Source organism: Catellatospora sp. NPDC049609 (assembly GCF_040675365.1).
Classification (GTDB): domain Bacteria; phylum Actinomycetota; class Actinomycetes; order Mycobacteriales; family Micromonosporaceae; genus Catellatospora.
Map to the genome: position 1 here is coordinate 36,071 of NZ_JBFAOU010000031.1, position 22,256 is coordinate 58,326.

Here is a 22,256-nt window from a genome sequence, read left to right on the forward strand (position 1 = left end):
TGCCGGGCGGGCTCACGCACCCATCTCCCATGGCCGTCCTGAGCCCGCCCTCCACATCACCCGCCGCGCCGCCGAAGGCGGTAGGAAGATCGTCGATTTCGGTCAGAAAGTGCGTTAGGACCTCACTTTCTGACCGAAATCGGCGATCCCCCCGTCACGAGGCCGCACCACCCTCCATCCGCTCGCGAAGGGTGCGGGGGCGCAGGTCGGTCCAGTTGGCCTCGACGTACGCCAGGCACGCGTCGCGGGTGTCCTCGCCGAACACGGTGCGCCAGCCCGCCGGGACGGCCGCGAACGCGGGCCACAGCGAGTGCTGGTCCTCGTCGTTGACGAGCACGAGGTAGCGGCCGTCGGCGTCTTCGAACGGGTTGGTCATCGGTTCTTCTCCTGTGCGTCGGTGCCGGCCGGGGCCGGCGGGAACAGCTCGGACAGTGTGCGGGTCGGGTCGGCCACCGCCGCCGACAGCAGCGACACCAGGTCGGCCGCGATCCGCTCGGCGGTGGGCCGGTCGAAGCGGGCCGTGGCGTACTCCAGCTCCACGTGCACCGGGGCGTCCCCGGCGGGCTCGTAGAAGCTGACGGTCAGCTCGGCCCGCACCGTGCCGGTGGGGATCTGGTCGAAACGCAGCCCGGCGCCGCCGAGCCGGGCCTCCTCGTGGTGCACCACCATCACCCGCGGCCCGTGCGTGCCCGGCGCGACGGCGTCGAGCACGGCCGCGAACGGCACGTCCTGGTGGTCGAGCGCGGCCAGGTCGGCGGCGCGCACCCGGCCCAGCAGCTGCGTGAACGGCGGGTCGCCGGCGGTGTCGGTGCGCAGCACGACGGTGTTGTAGAAGCAGCCGGCCAGGTCGGCCAGCGCCTCCTCGGTCCGGCCGGCGGCGAGGCTGCCGATCGGCAGGTCGGTGCCGCAGCCATACCCGGTGAGCAGCGCCGCGAACGCGGCCTGCACCACCATGAACATGCTGGTGCCGCTGCGCCCGGCCAGCTCGTCGACGCCCCGGTGCAGCGCCGCGTCGAGCCGGAACGCGACCGTCTCGCCGCGCCGCGACACCGCGCCGCCGCGCGGACGGTCCGCGGGCAGGTCCAGGTCCGGCATCCCGGCCAGCGTGTCCCGCCAGTACGCGAGCTGGCGCGCGTGCCGGCTCGCCGGGTCGGCGGGGTCGCCGAGCAGGGCGTACGCCCAGCGCGTGTAGTCGGCGTAGCTCACCGGCAGCGGCGCCCACTGCGGTGCGAGGCCCGAGATCCGGGCGTCGTACGCGGTGGCGAGATCGCGCAGCAGGGGCACCACGGACCACTCGTCGACGCCGAGGTGATGCGCGGTGAGCAGCAGCGCCCTGCCCGGCACGCCGTGCTCGTCGGCGCCGATGACCAGCCGGGCCCGCAGCGGCGGGTGGCCGGTCAAGTCGATGGTCTCCCGGGCCAGCGCGTCGAGGCGGCGGGCCAGCGGGGTGCCGTCGTCGGCGACCGGCTCCAGCACCCGCTCCGGCAGCGCGCCGCGGGGCACGCCGTCGTCGCCGTACCCGGTGTGCAGCGGCTTGTGCCGGGTCACCACGTCGTGCAGGGCCGCGTCGAGCGCGACCACGTCCAGCTCGGCCGCGGGCACGGCGAACGCGATGTCCCAGCCGGGCGCGGTCACCGCCCGGTGCAGCCGCCACGGGTGCTGCTGCACCGGCGCGAGCCGGTCGGCGAGACCGGCGCCCGGCCGGGACGCCACCAGCGCGGGCCGGTCGGCGGCCGCGGCGCCCTCCAGGCGCCCGGCCAGCTCGGCGACCGTCGGGGCGTCGAAGACGTCCCGCACCGCGAGCTGCGCACCCAGCACGGTGCGGATCCGCCCGATCAGGCGCATCGAGGCCATGGAGTGGCCGCCGAGGGCGAAGAAGCTGTCGTGCACGCCGACCTGGGGCAGGCCCAGGATCTCGGCGAACAGCTCCGCGAGCTGGTGTTCGCGGGCGGTCGCGGGCTTGGCGTCGCCGGCCAGCGAGCCCCAGTCCGGCGCGGGCAGCGCCTTGCGGTCCACCTTGCCGTTCGGGTTGACCGGCAGCGGCCCGTCGAGCACCACCACCAGCGACGGCACCATGTACTCGGGCAGCACCGCGCCGACGTGCGCGCGCAGCACGGCCGGGTCGGCGGGGCCGTCCGGCGACACGTACGCCACGAGCCTGGTGGTGTCGCCGGTGCGGTCGGCCACGACGGCGGCCTGCCGGACGGACCCGTGCCCGGCCAGCACCGCCTCGATCTCGCCCGGCTCGATCCGAAAGCCGCGGATCTTCACCTGGTTGTCGACCCGGCCGAGGAAGTCGATCGTCCCGTCGGCCTGCCAGCGGGCCCGGTCGCCGGTACGGTACATCCGCGCCCCCGGCCCGGCGAACGGGTCGGCGACGAAGCGCTGCGCGGACAGCCCCGGCTTGCCGAGGTAACCGCGAGCCAGGCCGCGGCCGCCGACGTACAGCTCGCCGACGACGCCGACCGGCACCGGGCGCAGCCGCTCGTCCAGGATGTACGCGACGGTGTTCGGGTCGGGGCGGCCGATCGGCACCGGCGCGTCCCACTCCGGCACCGCGCGCCACAGCGTCGAGTTGACCGTGGCCTCGGTGAGGCCGTACGCGGCGAACAGCTTCAGGTGCCCGGCCCAGCGGTTGATCAGGCCCGGTGGCACCGTCTCCGTGCCGACCAGCACGCACAGCCCCTCGGGCAGGTCGGCGTCGGGCGGCAGGATGGAGACCAGCGACGGCGGCAGGATCGCGTGCGTGACGCCGTGCGTGTAGAGCAGCTCGGACAGCGCCGGACCGGGCACCCGGGCCTCGTCCGGCGTGATGACCAGCGCGGCGCCGGTGCACAGCGCCATCGACACCTCGAACGCGAACACGTCGAAGCCGATCGAGGCGAACTGCAGCACCCGGCTGCCCTCCGTGACGCCCATCGGGTCCACCGCGGTCTCGACCAGGCTGCCGATGCCCTCGTGCGACACGGTGACGCCCTTCGGGCGGCCGGTCGAGCCGGAGGTGTAGATGACGTACGCGGCGTGGTCCAGCCCGGACGGCGGCGGCACCACCGGCCGCACCGGCGTCTGGTCGGTGACCTCGTCGAGCACCAGCACCGGGGCCGCCGTCCCGGGCAGCAGGTTGCGGGCCTTGCCGGTGGTCAGCACCAGTGCCGCGCCCGAGTCCTCGATCATGTACGCGAGCCGGTCGGCCGGATGGTTCAGGTCCAGCGGCAGGAACGCCGCCCCGAGCCGGTTGACCGCGAGCACGGCGACGATCGTCTCCAGCGAGCGGGGCACCGCGACGCCGACCACGCTCTCGGGGCGTACCCCCTTGGCGGACAGCGCCCGCGCGAGACGGCCGGCGCGCGCGGCGAGCTCGATGTAGGAGACCTCGCGCTCGCCGTCGATGACCGCCACCGCCTCGGGGGCCCGCGCCACCCGCAGCGCGAACGCCTCGGGCAGGGTCAGCTCCGCGACGGTCCGCGCGGTGTCGTTGAAGCCGCGCAGCACCCGCTCCCGCTCGCCGTCGACCAGCAGCTCCACGTCGGCCAGCGGCCGGTCCGGGTCGGTGCCGACCTGCTCGGCGAGCGCGGCCAGGCGGCGGCCGAGCAGCTCGACCGTGCCGTGGTCGAACATGGCGGCACGGTAGGTGAGCAGGCAGTCCAGCTCCCCCGCCGGGCCGTCGAGCAGCTCCACGACCAGGTCGAACCGGGCCGTGGTGACGGCCGGCGGCTCGTCGGCGCAGCGCAGCCCGGCCAGGCCGGACCACTCCCGCACGTGGTTGCGGTGCACCACCATGACCTGGAACAGCGGGTTGCGCCCCGGCAGGCGGGCCGGGTTGACCGCCTCGACCACCGCGTCGAACGGCACGTCCGCGTGGGCGAACGCGGCCAGGTCGGTCTCGCGCACCCGGGCCAGCAGCGCGGTGAACGACGGTGACCCGGTCAGGTCGGTGCGCAGCACCAGCGTGTTGACGAAGAACCCGACCAGGTCGTCCAGGCCCTCCTCGCCGCGCCCGGCGATCGGCGCGCCGAGCGGCAGGTCGTCGCCCGCGCCGAGCCGGTGCAGCAGCGCCGCCGACAGGGCGTGCGCCACCATGAACATGCTCGCGCCCGAGCGGGCCGCCACCTCCCGCAGCCGGGCCGCCGTGGCGGCGGGCAGGCTCAACGACACCGAGCCGCCCCGGGCGTCCGGCTCGGCCGGGCGGGGCCGGTCGGCGGGCAGGGTCACCTCCTCCGGCGCCCCGGCCAGCGCCTGCCGCCAGTACGCGAGCTGCCGCGCGGCGAGGCTGTCCGGGTCGGACGCGTCGCCGAGCAGGTCACGCTGCCAGAGCGTGTAGTCGGCGTACTGCACCACGAGCGGCGTCCAGCCCGGCGCCGCCCCGGCGAGGCGTGCCTCGTAGGCGGTGGCCAGGTCGCGCAGGAACGGGCCGTCGGACCACTCGTCGGTCGCGATGTGGTGCAGCAGCAGCACCAGCACGTGCTCGTCCGGCCCGGCCGCGATCAGCGTGCCGCGCAGCGGCAGCTCGGCGGCCAGGTCGAACGGGCGGGCCACCGCCTCGGCGATCAGCTTGCCGAGGTCACCACGGACCGGTTCGAGCACCGGCCTCGCCTCATCCGGGGGCAGGATGCGCTGGGACGGCTCGCCCTCGACGGAGGTGAACACGGTGCGCAGCGACTCGTGTCGGGCCACCACGTCGTGCAGCGCGTCGTGCAGGGCGGCGCGGTCCAGCGGGCCGTGCAGGCGCATGACCAGCGGGAAGTTGTACGCCGCCGACGGTCCGGCGAGCTGGTCGAGCAGCCACAGCCGCTGCTGGGCGGCCGACAGCGGCAGCTCGCCCTCGCGCGGCCGGGCCGTCAGCTCGGCCCGCGCCGACGTCGCGGCGTCCGGGCTGATCCGGGCCGCGAGCTGCGCGACCGTCGGAGCCTCGAACAGGTCGCGGAGGGACAGCTGCGCGCCCAGCGCGGCGCGGGCCCGGCTGACCAGGCGGATCGCCAGCAGCGAGTGCCCGCCCAGGTCGAAGAACCCGTCGTCGACGCCGACCGCGGGCAGGCCCAGCAGCTGCGCGAACAGCTCGCACAGCGTCCGCTCGGTCTCGCTCACGGGCGGGCGGCTCGCCGCGCCGGTGCGCACCTCCGGCTTCGGCAGGGCGCGGACGTCGAGCTTGCCGTTGACGGTCAGCGGCAGCCGGTCCACGGCCATCAGCGCCGTGGGCACCATGTAGTCGGGCAGGGTCCGCTTGAGCTGCTCGCGCAGCGCGCGCAGCACGTCGTCGTCGGCGCCGTCCCAGCCGGGGCCGCGTACGACGTAGCCGGCCAGCCGCTTCGCGCCGTCCCCGGCGGAGTCCACGATCACCGCCGCGTGCGCGACGGCCGGGTGGGTGCCCAGCGCCGACTCGATCTCGCCCAGCTCGACCCGGTAGCCGCGGATCTTCACCTGGTCGTCGGTGCGGCCGAGGAAGTCGAGGTTGCCGTCGGGGCGGCGGCGCACCAGGTCGCCGGTGCGGTACATGCGCTCGCCGGGGGCGCCGTACGGGTCGGCGACGAAACGCTCGGCGGTCAGCCCGGCGCGCCGGTGGTAGCCGCGGGCCAGGCCGATGCCGGCGATGTAGAGCTCGCCGGGCGCGCCCGGCGGCACCTCGCGCAGCTGCGCGTCGAGCACGTACGCGCGGGTGTTCCAGATCGCGCGCCCCACGGTGGGGCTGTCGCTGTCGAGCGTGCCGCCGCCGAGCGTGTTGATGGTGTACTCGGTCGGGCCGTAGAGGTTGTAGCCCAGCGTGCCGGGGGTGTCCCGCAGCGCGGCCCACACCGCGTCGGAGACCGCCTCGCCGCCGAGCAGCACCAGCGGCGGCCGGTGCCGGCCCGGCCCGTCGGCGAGCAGCCCCTCCTCGATCAGGTGCTGGGCGTACGTCGGGGTCACGTTGACCACGTCGACGCCGTGCCGGTCGCAGTACGCCACCAGCGCGGGCGCGTCACGGCGCAGCTGCTCGTCGCAGACGTGCACCTCGTGCCCCTCGACCAGCCAGAGCAGCTCCTCCCACGACATGTCGAACGCGAACGACACCGTGTGCGCGATCCGCAGCCGGCGGCCCCCGGCGGCCTCGATCACCGGGTTGAAGATCGCCTCGCGGTGGTTGAGCTGCATGTTCGTCAGGCCGCGGTACGGCGTGACGACGCCCTTCGGGCGGCCCGTCGAGCCCGACGTGAAGATGAGGTACGCCGGGTGCTCCAGCCGCCCCGGCACCCCGGGTGCGAACCCGGGCCGCTCGGCGTCGGCCAGGTCACCGCCGTCGAGGGCGGCCAGCTCGGCCGCGACCGCCGGATCGTCCAGCAGCACGGGTTCGGCGTTGCCCGGCAGGCGGTCGGCGACCGTGGAGACGCTCAGCACGCACGACGGCGCGGTGTCCTCGATCATGAACCCGAGCCGCTCGGCGGGCAGGTCCAGCTCCAGCGGCAGGTACGCCGCGCCCGTGCGCAGCACCGCGAACAGCGCCACCACCATGTCGGCGGTGCGCGGCAGGGCCAGGCCCACCACCGTCTCCGGCCCCGCACCGCGGGCCAGCAGCAGCCGCGCCATCCGGTTGATCCGCGCGTCGAAAGCGGCGTAGGTCAGCCGCAGCTCGCCGTCGACCAGCGCGATCTCCTCCGGCGTCCGGGCCGCCTGCTCGGCGAGCAGGTCGGCGACGGTCAGTTCGCCGATGCCGTGCGCGACCCGCGCCCACTCGGCCTCCTGCTCGGCACGCTCGCCGGGCAGCAGCAGGTCCAGCTCCCGCACCGGCGCGTCCAGCCCGGCCACCAGCCGCTCCAGCACCAGCGCGAACCGGGCCAGCACGTCGCGTGCCGCGGCGCCGTCCACGATGTCGGGCCGGTGGTCGAGCCACATCCGGATCGCCCGCGCCGGGGTCACCACCAGCGTCAGCGGGTAGTGCGTGGCGTCCACGCCGTCGACGGCCTCGATGCCGTGCCGGGCCCGCAGGTTGGCAGTGGAGTCCTCGTCCACGAAGTTCTGCAGCACATAGAGCGTGTCGAACAGGGTCGCGTGCCCGCTGTCGCGCTGCACCTGGCCCAGCCCGACGTGGTCGTACGGCATCAGCGCCAGGCGCTGGTCCTGGACCCGGCGCAGCAGGTCGCCGACCCGCTCACCGGGCTGCGGCGCGACCCGCATGGCGACCGTGTTCAGGAACAGGCCGATGGTCTCCTCGACCCGCTCCACCTCGGAGTGCCGCCCGGCGACGGTCATGCCGAACACCACGTCGGCCCGCCCCGTCAGCGCGCCCAGGGTCAGGCCCCACGCCGTGGTCAGCACCGTGTTCAGGGTGAGCCCGTGCTCGCGCGCGGCCCCGCGGACGCGGTCGCTGAGCTGCTCGGACAGCACGCCGTCGACGCGCTGCGGCACCGCGGGGGCCGGGGTGCGGTCGGCCGGCCCGACCAGCGTCGGCTCGGCCAGGCCCGCCAGCGCCCGCTGCCAGGCCCGTGCCGCCTCCGCCTCGTCCTGCGCGGCCAGCCACGCCAGGTGGTCGCGGTACGACCCCGGCTCAAGCAGCCCGGCGGCGTCGCCGTCACGCTCGTACAGGGTGAACAGCTGCTCGACGAACAGCTCCTCGGACCAGCCGTCCCACAGGATCAGGTGGTGCGTGACGACCAGCCGGTCGCGGCCGTCCGGCAGCCGGATCAGCAGCATCCGGCACAGCGGCGGGCGGGCCAGGTCGAACCGGGCCACCCGGTCGGCGGCCATCAGCTCCGCGGTACGCGCCGCGGCCTGCTCGCCGCTCAGGCCCGTCAGGTCGGCCTCGACCAGCGGCAGCTCCAGCCCGTCCACGACGAACTGCACCGGCCGGCTCAGCCCCTCGCTGGTGAACCCGGCGCGCATCGCCGCGTTGCGGCCCAGCAGCACCGCACCGGCCCGGCGCAGCCGCTCCGCGTCCACCCGGTAGCCCAGGTCGAAGGCGTCCTGTCCGGTGTAGACGTCCAGGCTCGCGGCGTCGTAGCTGGCGTGGAAGAACAGGCCCTCCTGCAGCGGCGACAGCGGCCACACGTCGGCCACCGGCCCGGGGCTGACCGCGGCCAGCCGCGCCCGCTCCGCGCCGGTCAGCTCGACCAGCGGCGCCGTTTTCGACGCGGCAGCGGTTTGCGCGAGCGCGGTCAGCGCCTCGTGCCAGAGTCCGGTCAGCGCGTCGAGGTCGTCGGCGGTCAGGGTGCCGTCGGGCCAGGTCCAGGTGGTGGTGAGCACGGTGCCGTGCGGGCCCTCGGCCGCGACGACGTCGAGCTGCAACGGGTGCGACAGCGCCAGGCCGCCGTTGATCTCGCCGATCGCGGCCGACTCCGGGGCGGGCGTCCACGCCGCGCCGGTCGCGGCCGGGAAGCGGCCGAAGTAGTTGAACAGCACCTGCGGCGCGGCCATGCGGGCCAGCAGGGGCGCGCTCTGCGCGTTCAGGTGGCGCAGCATGCCGTGGCCGAGGCCGCCGTCGGGCACCGCCCGCAGCCGCTCGCCCGTCGCCGCGACCAGCGCGGCCAGGTCGCCACCGGCGTCAGGCAGGCGCACCGGCTGCACGCTGGTGAACCAGCCGACCGTCCGGGACAGGTCGAGCTCCGGTTCGAGCTGCTCCCGTCCGTGGCGCTCCACGTCGACGAGCAGCTCGCCGGTGGCGTACCCCCGGCGCTCGCGCCACCCGCGGACCGCCACCGCCAGCGCGGCCAGCAGCCCGTCGGTGATCTCGCCGCCGAGCGCGGGCACCGCCGCCAGCAGCGACGCCGTCACCTCGGCAGGCAGCTCGGTGACCCGCCGCGCCGCCACGGGCGCACCAGCCCCGGCCGCACCGGGAAGTGCCGCACCGGGGAGTGCAGCCCCGGTCAGTGCAGCCTCGGTCAGCGCAGCACCCGGCAGCGCAGCACCCGGCAGCGCAGCACCGGTAGGCGTGCCACCGGCCGGTGCCGCACCCGTCAGTGCGCCACCGGTCAGTGCGCCACCACCGGGTAGCAGGTCCGCGCCCGGGGCCAGGGTGGCCGCCCAGTGCGCCAGCTCGGCGAGGCGCTGCGGCTGCTGCGCCTGCGCGGTCACCACCTGGGCGAACCTGCGCAGCGACGTGCCCACCGGCGGCAGCGACGCGACCCCGCCGGTGGCGGCGTCCCACGCGGTGGCCAGGTCCTCGAACAGCACCCGCCAGGACACCCCGTCGACCGCGAGGTGGTGCACGACGAGCAGCAGGCGCCCGGGGCGGTCGCCCGCGTCGAACCAGACGGCGCGCAGCATGCTGCCCGCGTCCGGGTCGAGCAGGCCGGTCGCGGCCGCCGCGTGCCCGGCCAGCAGGCCCGGCAGGTCGGCGTCGTCCCTGGTGGACAGGTCCACGCGGGTCAGCAGGTCGACCGCGCGCACCGTGCCGCGCGGCTCGGTGCGCAGGGTCCACAGCACCGAGGCGATGCGCTGCAGGCGCAGACGCAGGCCGTCGTGGTGGTCGAGCACCCGCTGCAACGTCGCGGCGATCGCGTCCTGGTCCGCCCCGGCCGGGGTGACCAGCAGCATCGGCAGCGTGAACCGGTCGATCGACGCGCCGGTGTCGCGCAGCCACTGCACGATCGGCAGCAGCGGCACATCGCCGACGCCGTCAGGGTCGGGGTTGCCCGCCGCGAGCGACAACTCCTGTGTTGTCGCGACAACTTCTGGGTTGTCCACCGGCGGCGGCACCATCCCCGCGAGCCGTCGCGGCGTACGCGCGGCAAGCACGTCGCGCGGGCTCACCGCCAGCCCTGCCCGGCGGGCGCGGCTGGACACGCCGATGGACAGGATGCTGTCCCCGCCGAGCGCGAAGAAGTCGTCGTCCGGCCCGACCGCCGCCACGCCCAGCACCGCCGCGAAGATCCCGGCGAGCACGCCCACCGGACCGGCCGCCCCGCCCTCGATCACCCGACTTGCCTGGCAACCGGGCGTATCCTGAGCGCACATAGGACCATGTGCCTGGCAAGTCGGACGATCTTCGGCCGGCGGGGTGGCGGCGGGCCGCGTGGGCGGTGTGGAGAGCGGGCGCGGGGCGGGCAGGGCGGCGCGGTCGAGCTTGCCGCCGGCGGTGCGCGGCAGCGCGTCGAGGACGACCACGGCCGACGGAGCCAGGGCCCGGGGCAGCGCGGCGGCGGCCGCCTCGCGCAGCGACACCGCGTTGAGGAAGTGCCCCGGCGCGGGGACGGCGTACGCGACGAGCTGGGCGGCGCCGGGGCCGTCGGTGCGGGCCAGCACGACGGCCTGGGCGACGTCGGGGCGGGCGGTCAGCCACGACTCGATCCCGGCCGGGTCGATGCGTACCCCGCGGATCTTGATTTCGTGGTCGGTGCGGCCGAGGTAGACCAGCGTCCCGTCGGGGCGGCGGGACACCAGGTCACCGGTGCGGTACATGCGCTCGCCCGCAGCGCCGGACGGGTCGGCGACGAAACGCGACGCGGTCAGGCCGGGGCGGCCCAGGTAGCCCCGGGCCAGTTGCACGCCGGAGACGTACAGCTCGCCGGGCACGCCGTCGGGCACCGGGCGCAGGCAGTCGTCGAGCACGTGCAGGGCGGTGCCCGCGACGGGGCCGCCGATCGGCACCGCGCCGCCGTGGGCGCCGTCGTTGGGCCACCAGGTGACCTGCACTGCGGTCTCGGTCGGGCCGTAGAAGTTGTCGAGCCGGGTGCCGGTGGCCGCGGCCCAGCGCCGGGCCAGGTCACCGGTGAGCGCCTCGCCGCCGCAGGAGACCCAGCGCAGGTCACGGGCCCACGACGGGTCGGCGATCACCTCGTCGGCGAGCAGGAACGCCTCCACCATGGACGGCACGAAGGTGGCCGCGGTGACCCGGTGCTCGCGCATCAGCCCGGCCAGCTCGGCCGGGTCGTGCTGCGCGCCCGGCGCGGGCAGCACCACGGCGGCACCCGCCGTGAGCGGCCAGAAGATCTCCCACACCGAGGTGTCGAAGGTCGCCGGGGCCAGTTGCAGCATCCGGTCGGCGCCGTGCAGGCCGAAGGTGCGCTGCGACCAGTCGAGCTGGGCCGCGATGGCCCGGTGGCTGACCAGCACACCCTTGGGCCGGCCGGTGGAGCCGGAGGTGTAGATGACGTACGCCGGGTGCTCGGGGTCGACGGCCACCGGCGCGCCCGCCGCCTCGCCCGCGTCGGCGAGCACGTAGGCCAGGCCCTCCGCGCGCGGCAGGCGCGGCAGCAGGTCCGGGGTGGTCACCACCAGGGTGGCCCCCGCGTCGGCGAGCACCGCGCCCAGGTTGGGGTGTGCGGGATCGACCGGCAGGTACGCCGCACCGGCGTACAGCACGCCGAGCATCACCGCGACCTGCTGCGCCGAGCGGGGCAGCGCGACGGCGACGACCTGCTCCGGCCCGGCCCCGCGCGCGGTCAGCCGCGCCGCGAGCGCCGCCGCCCGCCGGGTGAGCCCGGCATAGGTGAGCTGCTGGTCGGCCGCGATGACGGCCACCGCGTCCGGCGTGCGCGCGGCCTGCCTGGCGACCATCCCGGCCAGGCCGACGCCGCCCACGCGACCGGCACCGTCGACGAGAGCTGCGCTCTCTGCAGGCTCGGCGCCGCCGACGAGCCCGGCACCGCCGGTGGAGGCTGCGCTGACCGGCTCGCCGCGCAGCGGCTGGACGGCCGTGCCCAGGTCCACCGCTCCCGCCGCCAGCTCGGGGGTGGTGAGCACGGCGTCCAGCAGCGCGGGCAGGCCCCGCTCGATCCGGGCCAGGGTGACCGCGTCCAGGCGGGCCGGGTCGTACTCGACGACCAGCTCCAGCTCGTCGCCCGGCGTGGCCAGCAGACTCACCGGGTAGTGCGTGGCCTCGCGGTAGGACACACCGCCGACGCGTACCGTGCCGGAGGCGTCGCGCAGCTCGCCCGGGTCGGGCAGGTTCTCGATGGTGACCAGGCTGTCGAACAGCTCCGTCCCGGCCAGCCGCGCGATCGCGGGCAGGCCGAGATGCTGGTGGTCCAGCAGCGCGGTCTGCGCCACGGCCAGCCGGTCCAGGACGCCGCCGAGGGTGTCGTACGGCGACCAGGTCAGCCGGACCGGCACCGTGTTGATGAACAGGCCGATCATCGACTCGATGCCGGGCACGTCGGTGTCGCGGCCGGACACGGTGCTGCCGAAGACGACGTCGCGGCGCCCGGTCAGGCGGCCTACCAGCAGCCCCCACACGGCGTACAGCACGGTGGTCGGGGTGAGCCCCCGCCCCCGCGCCAGCGCGGCCAGCCGCTCCCCCGCGCCCGCCGGCACCGCGATCCCGACCTGTCGGACGTCGGCGCTTCCATGCCCGGTCCGTTGCCGTGCTCGCGCCCCCGCATCCGCGACGGCGCCGCCGGACTCGGGTGCCCCGGCTGCGGCGGCGACGGGCGGTTTGGCCGGCGCCGTCGGCTCGTCCGCCGCCGTCGTTCCAGCCGCCGGCCCGGTGAGCAGCGTCGGGCCGTCCACGCCGGACAGCGCGGTACGCCACGCGGTCTCGGCGACGGTGCGGTCGCGCTCGGCGAGCTGCCGCAGGTGCTCGCGGTACGGCGCGACCGCGGGCAGGCGCACCGGCTGCGTGCCGGTGGCGTAGAGGGCGACCAGCTCGCGCAGCGCGACGGCCGCGGACCAGCCGTCGGTCACGATGTGATGGTGCGTGAGCACCAGGGTGTGCCGGTCGGCGCCGTGGTCGACGAGCAGGTGGCGCACCAGCGGCACGGCGGCCGGGTCGAACGGCGCGGCCTTCTCCTCCGCCAGGATCTGCTCGAACAGGTCCGCAGCCGGGGCGGCGTCCATCCGCGACAGGTCGACCTGCCGCCAGGGCGCCGCGGCGCGGGTGGCGACCGCCTGCACCAGGCGGCCGTCGGCGAGCTCGTGGAACGACGCCCGCAGCGGGGCGTGCCGGGCCACGATCGCGTCCACGGCGCGGCGCACGGCGGCCGCGTCGACCGGCCCGTGCAGCTCGACCACCTGCTGCACCTGGTAGCTGCCGTCGCCCGCGTACGCGTGGAACAGCAGTCCCTCCTGCAGCGGTGACAGCGGCAGCACGTCGGCCAGCCCCGGCACCGCCGACTCGAGCCCGTCCACGTCGGCCTGGGACAGCGCGACCAGCGGGAAATCCGACGGGGTGTGCCCGCCCGCGCCCGGCACGGCGGCCGCGTCGGCCAGCTCGCCGAGGGCGTCGAACCAGGCCTGCGCCAGCTCCCGCACGGCCGCCTCGTCCAGCAGCGCCTCCGGGAACGCCCAGGTCACCCCGAGCGACGGCCCGTCCGGCCCCTCCTGCGCGAACGCGTTGACCTCCAGCGTGTACGGCGCGACCGGCATCGCGGCGTCGTACCCGCCGGCCAGCATGCCGACGCCCGGCAGGGCGGTGAAGTCACCGTCCTCGACCCCGAACCGGCCCAGATAGTTGAAGCTGAGCTGCGGCTGCGGCAGCGCGGCCAGCAGCGGGGCGGTCTGCGGGTTGAGATGGCGCAGCAGGCCGTACCCGGCGCCGCGGTCGGGCAGCGCGGCCAGGCGCTCCTTGACGTGCTTGAGCGCCGCGCCCGGGTCGGCCGGGTCGGGGCCGAGGTCGAGCCGCACCGGGAAGATGCTGGTGAACCAGCCGAGCGTGCGGGACAGGTCGGCGCCGGGCACGAGCTGCTCCTCGCGGCCGTGGCCTTCGAGGGCCACCAGCGGCGGCGGGGTCGGCAGGCCGCGCGCGGCCCGCCAGCGGGTGACCGCGACGCCGAGCGCGGTGAGCAGCACGTCGTTGACGCCCGCGTGCCAGGTCGCGGGGACGGTGGTCAGCAGCGGTGCGGTGCGCTCGGCGGGCAGATGCAGCGTGAGGTGCCGGACCGTGGCCAGGTCGCCGACCGGGTCGAGGGCCCGGTGCGCGAACGCCGGGTCGTCCCCGGCCAGCATCCCGGTCCACAGCTCCAGCTCGGCGAACCGGTCCGGGTGCTCGGCCGCGGCGGCCAGCCCGTTGGCCCAGGTGCGCAGGGTGGTGCCGACCGGGCTGAGCCGGGGCAGCCGCCCGGCGGCCGCGTCGGCGTAGGCGGCGGCGAGGTCGGGCAGCAGGATGCGCCAGGTCACCCCGTCGACGATCATGTGGTGCAGCATCAGCAGCAGGTGCCCGGGACGGTCCGGCCCGGCGTCGAGCCATACCGCCTGGAACATGACACCACCGGTCGGGTCGAGCCGGGTGCCTGCCTCCTGCGCGGCCGTGTCGAGCAGGTGGCGGAGTGTGTCGCTGTCTTCGCTTTGCTCTGCACCCAAATACGCACGTGCGTATTTGGGTGCAGAGCAAAGCGGATCGGGCTCAGCCTTGCCGGCGACGGCCACAGCGGCGTGAGCTGCGGAAGCCGCATCCGCAGAGGCCGAATCCGCGGAAGCAGCTTCCGCGGAAGCCGGATCCGCGAAAGCCGGATCTGCGAAAGCCGAAGCTGCGGAAGGTGCAGAAGCCGCGGAAGCCGGATCCGCGGAAGCTGCGGAAGCCGCGTCGAGGTGGTCTGCGGCGATGTTCGCGATGTCGGCGACGGTGATGCGACGCAGCAGGTCAGCGGCGGTCAGCGTGCCGGGCGCGCCGACGATCAGCCGGCCGGGGCGCTCGCCGGTGGCGCGCTCCAGGCGCGAGCGCAGGACGTCGTGGCGGTCGGTGACCGCCTGCAGGGCCGCGGTCAGTGCCTCGCGGGTCACTCCGGCGGGCAGGCGCACGGCGAGCCACTGGCTGAACGCGTCGATCTCACCGCCGCAGGTGTCCAGCCAGGACATGATCGGCGTGAGCGGCACCTCGCCCACCCCGGCCAGCGGGTCGTCGGCGGGCGCGGCCTGCGCGGCCGTCGCGACGAGCGCGAGCCGGGCGACGGTGCGCTGCTCGAACACCTGGCGCGGGGTGAGGGTCAGCCCCGCCTTGCGGGCGGCGATGACGAGCTGGATGGAGACGATGCTGTCGCCGCCGAGGGCGAAGAAGTCGTCGTCGACGCCGACCCCGGCCAGGCCCAGCACCTGCTCGTAGAGGCCGCACAGCAGGCGCTCGCGGTCGTCGCGCGCGGCGGCGCCGCCGGCCTGCCCGGCGTAGTCGGGCGCGGGCAGCGCGGCGCGGTCCAGCTTGCCGCTGGTGGTGACGGGCAGCCGGTCCAGCACCACGACCGCCGCGGGCACCATGTGCTCCGGCAGCCATTCCTGGGCGTACGCGCGCAGCCCGGCGGGCGAGACCTCCTGCCCGTCGCGGGGCACCACGTACACGACCAGCCGGGTGTCGCCGGGCCGGTCCTGGCGGGCCAGCGCGGCGGCCTGCCCGACGGTCTCGTGCTGCAGCAGCACCGTCTCGACCTCGCCCAGCTCGACCCGGTACCCGCGGATCTTCACCTGGTCGTCGGTGCGCCCGGCGAAGTCCAGGCGCCCGTCGGGCAGCCAGCGCACCAGGTCGCCGGTGCGGTAGAGGCGCCGGCCGGGTGCGCCGAACGGGTCGGCGACGAAGCGCTGCGCGGTCAGGCCGGGGCGGCCCAGGTAGCCGCGGGCCAGGCCCGGCCCGCCGAGGTAGAGCTCGCCCAGCTCGCCGACGGGCACCGGGCGCAGCGCGGCGTCGAGCACGTAGCAGCGGGTGCCCGGGTCGGGGACCCCGATCGGCACCCCGGCCAGCGGGTCCATGTCCGGATCGCACAGCCCGAGGGTCGAGTTGACGGTCGCCTCGGTGGGCCCGTACGCGTTGAACATCTCGCGGCCGCGCGCGTAGCGGGCCACCAGCGCGGTCGAGATGCGCTCGGTGCCCGCCAGCAGCGTCGCCCCCGCGGGCAGCGACAGCTCCTCCGGCAGCGCGGCGAGCAGCGCGGGCGGCAGGATCATGAAGGTGACGCCGTGCGCGTGGGCGTAATCGGTCAGCTCCGGGCCGGGCACCCGGCGCTCGGCGGGCACGACGACCAGCCGCGCGCCGGTGAGCAGGCCCAGGCACAGGTCGAAGAACGCGACGTCGAAGCTGGGCGAGGCGAACTGCAGCACCCGGCTGTGCGGCCCGACGCCGAGCCGCTCGGTCGCGGTGGCCAGCAGCTTCACCACGCCGGAGTGCGACACCACGACGCCCTTGGGCCGGCCGGTCGAGCCGGAGGTGTAGATGACATACGCGGCGTTGTCCGGGGTGAGCGCGCCGCCCCGGTCCGCGTCGGACGGTGCGGTGCCGGGCAGCGCCGCCAGCTCCGCGACGACCGCCGCGTCGTCCAGTATCAGCACCGGCACCGGCCCTGCCGCGTCGTCCCCCGGCCCGCCCGGCTCCGACCCGCGCTCCAGCCGGCTCGTCGCCGCGGCCTCGGCCGGCACGGGCGCGAGGTCGGCCGTGGTGACCAGGCAGGCCGGTCGCGCGTCGGCGACCATGTAGGCGATGCGCTCGGCCGGGTAGTCCGGGTCCAGCGGCAGGTACGCCGCGCCCGCCTTGAGCACGGCGACCTGGGCGACGATGAGCTCCACCGACCGGGGCAGGCACAGCCCGACCACGGCCTCCGGCCCGGCGCCCCGGGTGATCAGCGCGTGCGCGAGCCGGTTCGCGGCCGCGTCGAGCCCGCCGTAGGTGAGGCTGGTCTGCTCGAAGACCAGCGCGATCGCGTCACGCCGCCGCGCGACCTGGGCGGCGAACAGCTCCGGCCAGGTCGCGGGCGGCGCCGCGCACTCGGTGTCGTTCCACGCCACGAGGATGCGGTGCAGTTCCTCGTCCGATACGGGCTGGGACACGGTCTCGGTCACGGGGAGACACCTTTCGGGGTGGTGCGGGTGGCGCGGATGGAGAGTGGGGCGGGACGGCTCAGCCGAGCAGCGGGACCAGCTGGTCCAGCGCGTACGGGAGGCTCAGCACCGTGCCGAAGGACAGCGCGGCGCCCAGCGGCGGCGTCTCGTACGGCAGGAACACCGCCCGGTTCTCCTTGGCGACCTTGAGCGTGGCGTACACCTTGTCGGCCTTGACGGTCTGCTCGGTGGAGGCGTCGGCGGTGAGGAAGACCAGCTTGTCGACGTCGATGAGGTCGAGCCGCTCGGAGCCGATCTCGGCGGCGTACTCCTTGCCGGCGGCCTTGACGATGGTGTCCGGCACGGTGAAGCCGAGCTGCGTCAGCAGCACGACCTTCGGGTCGCTGGGCGCGAACACGGCGTACTTGCCGGGCTCGTACGGCTCGACCACGGCGACGGTCCTGCCGGCGAACTGCGGGTGCGCCGCCTTCAGCTCGGCGAGGCGCTTGTCGATCCCGGCGATCAGCTCGGCGGCCCTGGCGGGCTGCCCGAGCGCCTTGCCCGCGTGCATCGTCATCTCCTGCCACGGGGCGGAGTAGTCGTCGAAGCCCTTGACCTGCGCCACCGTGGGCGCGATCTGGGTGAGCTTGGTGTACTGGTCCTGGCTCATGCCGGAGTACATCCCGATGATCAGGTCGGGGTTCAGCGCGGCGATCTTCTCGAGGTTGTAGTCGTCGCGCTCGCCGACGATCTCCGGGGCCTTGCCGCCCCACAGCGGCTGCGCCCACGGCCACTTGCCGTAGGGGCGCTCGCCGAACCAGTCGATCGCGCCGACCGGTACGACGCCGAGGGCGAGCACCGGGTCCTGGTCGCTGAGGCCGAGAGTGACCACGCGGGCGGGCGCCTTGTCGATGACGGTGTCGCCGTACTTGTGCGACACGGTGACGGGGAACGCCGCGCCCTGGGCTGCCGAGGCGCCCGGCTCGGGGGTGGCGGCCGGGTCGCCGCCGCAGGCGGTGAGCGCCAGCGCTGCCGCGGCGAGCGCCGCCGACAACCGGGTGGTGACCGACCACATGCGACGATGGCGCACGGGTGCGGCGTGCTGCGACACGGTGGACATGGCATCCCCTCGACGAAGGCATAAGACTGAGGGGATGGTAAAGTAAGGCTAACCTAATTTCAAGATTCGCGGCTTTTGTGCAGGTCAGACGGGGTTACCCGGTTAGGCAAGCCTCACCTTAAGATGACGTCCATGAGGTCGAAGTGACCCCGGTCCCCGCGCCCCCGCGCCCCGCCGGCCTGCGCCGCGCCGCGGCGTACCTGCCCGCGGCAGCGCTCCTGCTGGCCGCGTTGTGCCTGGTCTCGCTGGCCTTCGGCAGCCGCGCCGTCCCCATCGGACAGGTCGCCGACGCGCTGCTCGACCGCGCGAACGTCGATCCCCAGATCGCGGCGATCGTCTGGAACGTGCGCCTGCCTCGCACCGCCGCCGCGCTGCTCATCGGCGCGGCGCTGGGCCTGTCCGGGGCGCTCATGCAGGGGCTCACCCGCAACCCGCTGGCCGACCCCGGCCTGCTCGGCGTCAGCGCCGGGGCGTCCTTCGCGATCGTCGTCGCGGTCGCGCTGTTCGGCGCGAGCACCGCCCCCACCGGCCTGGTCTGGTACGCCTTCGCGGGCGCGCTCGGCGGCGCGGCAGCCGTACACCTGCTCGGCGGCCTGGGCCGCGGCGGCGCGACACCGGTCAAGACCGCGCTGGCCGGGATCGCGGTGACCTTCCTGCTCGGCTCGTTCACCAGCGCGCTCGTGCTGCGCAGCCCGCTCGCCCTGGACCGGTTCCGGTTCTGGGCCGCCGGTTCGCTGGCCGCCCCCGACGCGGCCACCCTGTGGCGGGTGCTGCCACTGCTCGCCGCCGCCGGGGTGCTGGCGCTGGCCACCGCGCCCGCGCTGAACAGCCTCGCCCTCGGCGACGACGTCGCCGCCGCGCTCGGCCGCCGGGTCGGCCTGGTCCGGCTGCGCGCCACCCTCGCCATCACCCTGCTCGCGGGCACCGCCGTCGCGCTGGCCGGGCCGATCGTCTTCGTCGGGCTCGTCGCCCCGCACCTGGCCCGGATGATCACCGGACCGGACCACCGGCGCATCCTCGCCCTGACCCTGCTCGGCGCACCCTGCCTGCTGCTCGCCGCCGACATCCTCGGCCGCGTCGTCGCCCGGCCCGAGGAGATCCAGGCCGGGATCGTCGTCGCGTTCGTCGGCGGCCCGTTCTTCATCGCGCTGGCCCGCCGCCGGCGCCTCGCGGAGCTGTGACCGCCGTGGCCACGCTGACCCCCGCCGCGCCGCCCGCCGCCGACGGCGTGCCCGCCAAGCTCCGCCGCACCCGGCGGATCCGCCCGGCCCTGCTCGGCCTGCCCGTCCGGCCCAGGCTGGTCGCCGCGTGCCTGGTGGTCGCACTGGCCGCCGCGGCCGTTTTCTGCGTGAGCCTCAGCTACGGCGACTTCCCGGTGCCGCCGGCCGACGTGCTGCCCGCGCTGTGGCGGCAGGGCGCGCGCGGCACCGTCTTCATCGTCCACGAGGTACGCCTGCCGCGCGCGCTCACCGGATTGCTGGTCGGGGCCGCGTTCGCCGCCTCCGGCGCGATCCTGCAGACCATCACCCGCAACCCGCTGGCCGCCCCCGACATGATCGGCATCAACGCCGGGGCCACCACCGCCGTGGTCGCCGGGATCGTGCTCGGCTTCGGCGACACCCTCGGGACACCCGCCCTCGGCCTGATCGGCGGGCTGCTCGGCGCGCTCGCGGTGTACCTGCTGGCCTGGCGGCGCGGCAGCACCGGCTTCCGCATCGTGCTGGTCGGCATCGGCGTGTCCTGGATGTGCACCAGCGCCACCGACTACCTGCTCACCCGGGCCAAGCTGCACCAGGCGCAGGAGGCGGTCGGCTGGCTGGTCGGCAACCTCAACGGGCGCGGCTGGGAGTCCGTACGCCCCGTCGGCCTGGCCCTGGCCGTGCTGCTGCCCGCGGCGCTGCTGCTCACCGGCTGGCTGCGCGACCTGCAACTCGGCGACGACGTGGCCCGCGGCCTCGGCACCCCCGTGCAGTTCGCCCGCGGCCTGCTGCTGCTGGTCGGCGTCGCGCTCGTGTCGTTCGCCACCGCCGCGGCCGGGCCGGTGCTGTTCGTGTCGCTGGCCGCCCCGCAGATCGCGCAGCGCCTGGCCGGGCTCGCCGCGCCCCCCGTGCTGCTGTCCGCGCTCACCGGAACCCTGCTGGTCACCGGCAGCGACCTGCTGGCCCGGCAGGTCACCGACCTGGACCTGCCCGTCGGCGTGGTGACCGGCGCCGTCGGCGCGGGCTTGCTGCTGTGGCTGCTCGTCCGTTCCCACCGCGCCGGCAGTGGCGGCTGACAGCGTGGCCGCCCTGCTCTCCCACCCGCCCGAACCCCGCCCGGAAGTGGAGGCTGAACCTGTGACAGCGCTATCGGCGGAGCGGCTCAGCCTCGCCTACGACGACCGCACCGTCGTGTCCGACCTGGACCTGCGGCTGCCCGAGGGCCGGGTCACCGTGATCGTCGGGGCCAACGCCTGCGGCAAGTCCACGCTGCTGCGCGCCCTGGCCCGGCTGCTGCGCCCGGCGCAGGGCACGGTGCTGCTGGACGGGCGGGCCATCCACAGCCTGCCCACCCGCCAGGTGGCCCGGCAGGTCGGCATCCTGCCCCAGTCCCCCGTCGCGCCCGAGGGCATCAGCGTCCTGGACCTGGTCAGCCGCGGGCGTTCGCCGCACCAGACGTGGTGGCGGCAGTGGTCGGCGGCCGACGACGCGGCGGTGCGGGCCGCGCTCGACGCCACCGGCATGACCGAGCACGCGCGGCGCCCGGTGGACGAGCTGTCCGGCGGGCAGCGGCAGCGGGCCTGGATCGCGATGGCCGTGGCCCAGCAGACGCCGGTGCTGCTGCTCGACGAGCCCACGACGTACCTCGACCTCGCCCATCAGGTCGACGTGCTGGACCTCGTCGTGGACCTGAACCGGCGCGACGGCCGCACCGTGGTGATGGTGCTGCACGACCTCGACCAGGCCTGCCGCTACGCCGACCACCTCGTGGTCATGCGGGACGGCCGCATCGCCGCCGAGGGCGATCCGACGGCGATCGTCACGGCCGAGCTGGTGACCGCCGTGTTCGGGCTGAACTGTCAGGTGGTCCCGGACCCGGTGACCGGGACGCCGATGGTCATCCCGCTCAGCCGACACCGTCGCGCCCGTGGCTGACCGAAGCTCCGTCCACGCCGCCGAGCAGCGTGAACGGAGCTTCGCCCGTGCGGCGCTCAGCAGTACAGGTTGTTCCCGGCGGGCACGCCGAGGATCCCGACGAACTGCTGGTACTTGGTGACGCGGCTCTGCACCTGGGCGGGGTTGCCGCCGTTGCACTCGATGGAGCCGTTGATGCTGCGGATGGTCTCCCCGAACCCGGCGCCGTTGACCATGGCGTTGTGCGGGGTCATGGTGCCGGGGCCGTGCTGGGTCATCCAGTACCAGATGCCGGTCTTCCAGGCCACGGCGGCGTCGTTCTGCACCAGCCACGGGTTGGTGAGCAGCGGCAGGCCGAGCGCGTTGCCGGCCGCGTTGTAGTTGAAGTTCCAGCTCAGCTGGATCGGGCCACGGCCGTAGTACGCCGCCTGGCCGGCCGGGCAGCCGTAGGGCTGGCCCGCGTCGCAGTAGTGCGGGTAGTTCGCGGTGTTCTGCTCCACGATGTGGACCAGGCCGCCGGTCTCGTGGTGCACGTTGGCCAGGAACGCCGCGGCCTCCTGCCGCTGCACGGTGGTGCTGCCGGACTTGGCGAACGCCGGGTAGGCGCTCAGCGCGGCGACCAGGCCGGAGTACGTGTAGAACGAGTTGCGGCTCGGGAACATCTGGTTGAACTGGGCCTCGGTCACCACGAACCCGCCCGGGTTGGTCGGCGGCGGGCTGCTCGTCGGCGGCGTGCCGGAGCAGCTGTACGGGTCCCAGTACCAGGTGCTGATGATCGGGTCGTAGCCCGGGTTGTCGTGCTCGGCGATGTAGTACAGGCCGTTGGTGTAGCGCACGATCGTGCCGGCGGTGTACCAGGTGCCCGCGGCCCAGTTGGGGTGGTTGCAGGTGCCGCCGGGCGGCGGGGTGGTGCCGCCGCAGCTGCCCAGGTCCTGCCAGACGCCGGTGGTGCCGGGCGGGGCCTCGTTCTGCGTCCACCACTTCGCCTGGTAGTTGCGGCCGTTGTGGGAGACCTGCATGCCGTTGGTGTAGACGGCCGACGCCTGCCACGGGGTGGCGCAGGCGGCTGCCGAGGCGGCGGTGCCGGGGAGGATCGCCATCAGTCCGCCCGCGACCGTCAGGGCCACGAGCGCGATGAGGGCGCGCAATCTCGACATGGGATCACGTCCTTCGGGGGGAGGAGCCGGGGTCGATGGCTGGCCATTCATCGAAGTTGATGGCGAGCGTAACATCTATTCAGAAACTTTACTAACAGTTCATCACCGAAATCGTCCCCGATTCCGTCGTCGTGATGCTCTTATGGATGTCAAGCCGCTGAGGCTTGGCATCCATAAGGGTGTTCAGCGGTGATGATCTGGTAGATCTCGCGGGCCAGGTAGCGTTTC

The 22,256-nt window shown here is 75.1% G+C and carries 7 protein-coding genes; 3 read left to right on the forward strand and 4 right to left on the reverse strand.

The genetic code is table 11. The annotated features are described in order from the left end of the window. Window positions 1-154: 154 nt before the first annotated feature. Genes AB0J67_RS12120 through AB0J67_RS12130 form a run of 3 tightly spaced genes read right to left on the reverse strand, consistent with a single transcriptional unit; the run spans window position 155 to window position 17,758 of the window. Entirely contained in the window at window positions 155-376 is a 222-nt protein-coding gene (locus AB0J67_RS12120) for an MbtH family protein (RefSeq protein WP_363480179.1), read from the reverse strand. Continuing rightward, the gene (locus tag AB0J67_RS12125) at window positions 373-16,659 is read right to left on the reverse strand and encodes an amino acid adenylation domain-containing protein (protein WP_363480182.1); all 16,287 of its coding nucleotides are present in this window, start codon (window positions 16,657-16,659) and stop codon (window positions 373-375) included. Before AB0J67_RS12125 ends, AB0J67_RS12120 begins: the two co-directional genes overlap by 4 nt. A 58-nt stretch (window positions 16,660-16,717) precedes the next feature. After that, window positions 16,718-17,758: an iron-siderophore ABC transporter substrate-binding protein gene (locus AB0J67_RS12130; protein ID WP_363480184.1), complete on the reverse strand. Its 1,041-nt coding sequence runs from the start codon at window positions 17,756-17,758 to the stop codon at window positions 16,718-16,720. Between the two features lie 143 nt (window positions 17,759-17,901). Between AB0J67_RS12130 and AB0J67_RS12135 the strand changes: the two genes are divergently transcribed. The 3 genes from AB0J67_RS12135 (at window position 17,902) to AB0J67_RS12145 (ending at window position 20,892) form a co-directional block, all read left to right on the forward strand. Then, window positions 17,902-18,939, forward strand: coding sequence for an iron ABC transporter permease (locus tag AB0J67_RS12135; protein WP_363480187.1), 1,038 nt, complete (start codon window positions 17,902-17,904; stop codon window positions 18,937-18,939). 5 nt (window positions 18,940-18,944) lie between these two features. Continuing rightward, on the forward strand, window positions 18,945-20,033 hold the full coding sequence (locus AB0J67_RS12140; RefSeq protein ID WP_363480190.1) for an iron chelate uptake ABC transporter family permease subunit: 1,089 nt from the start codon (window positions 18,945-18,947) through the stop codon (window positions 20,031-20,033). Window positions 20,034-20,094: 61 nt separating this feature from the next. Then, window positions 20,095-20,892 (forward strand): ABC transporter ATP-binding protein, encoded by a 798-nt coding sequence (locus AB0J67_RS12145; RefSeq protein ID WP_363480193.1) that lies wholly within the window; start codon window positions 20,095-20,097, stop codon window positions 20,890-20,892. A 56-nt stretch (window positions 20,893-20,948) separates the two neighbouring features. Here AB0J67_RS12145 and AB0J67_RS12150 read toward each other — a convergent pair whose 3' ends face one another. Continuing rightward, complete coding sequence (locus tag AB0J67_RS12150) at window positions 20,949-22,028, reverse strand: glycoside hydrolase family 19 protein (protein ID WP_363480196.1); 1,080 nt, start codon at window positions 22,026-22,028, stop codon at window positions 20,949-20,951. Window positions 22,029-22,256 lie beyond the last annotated feature (228 nt).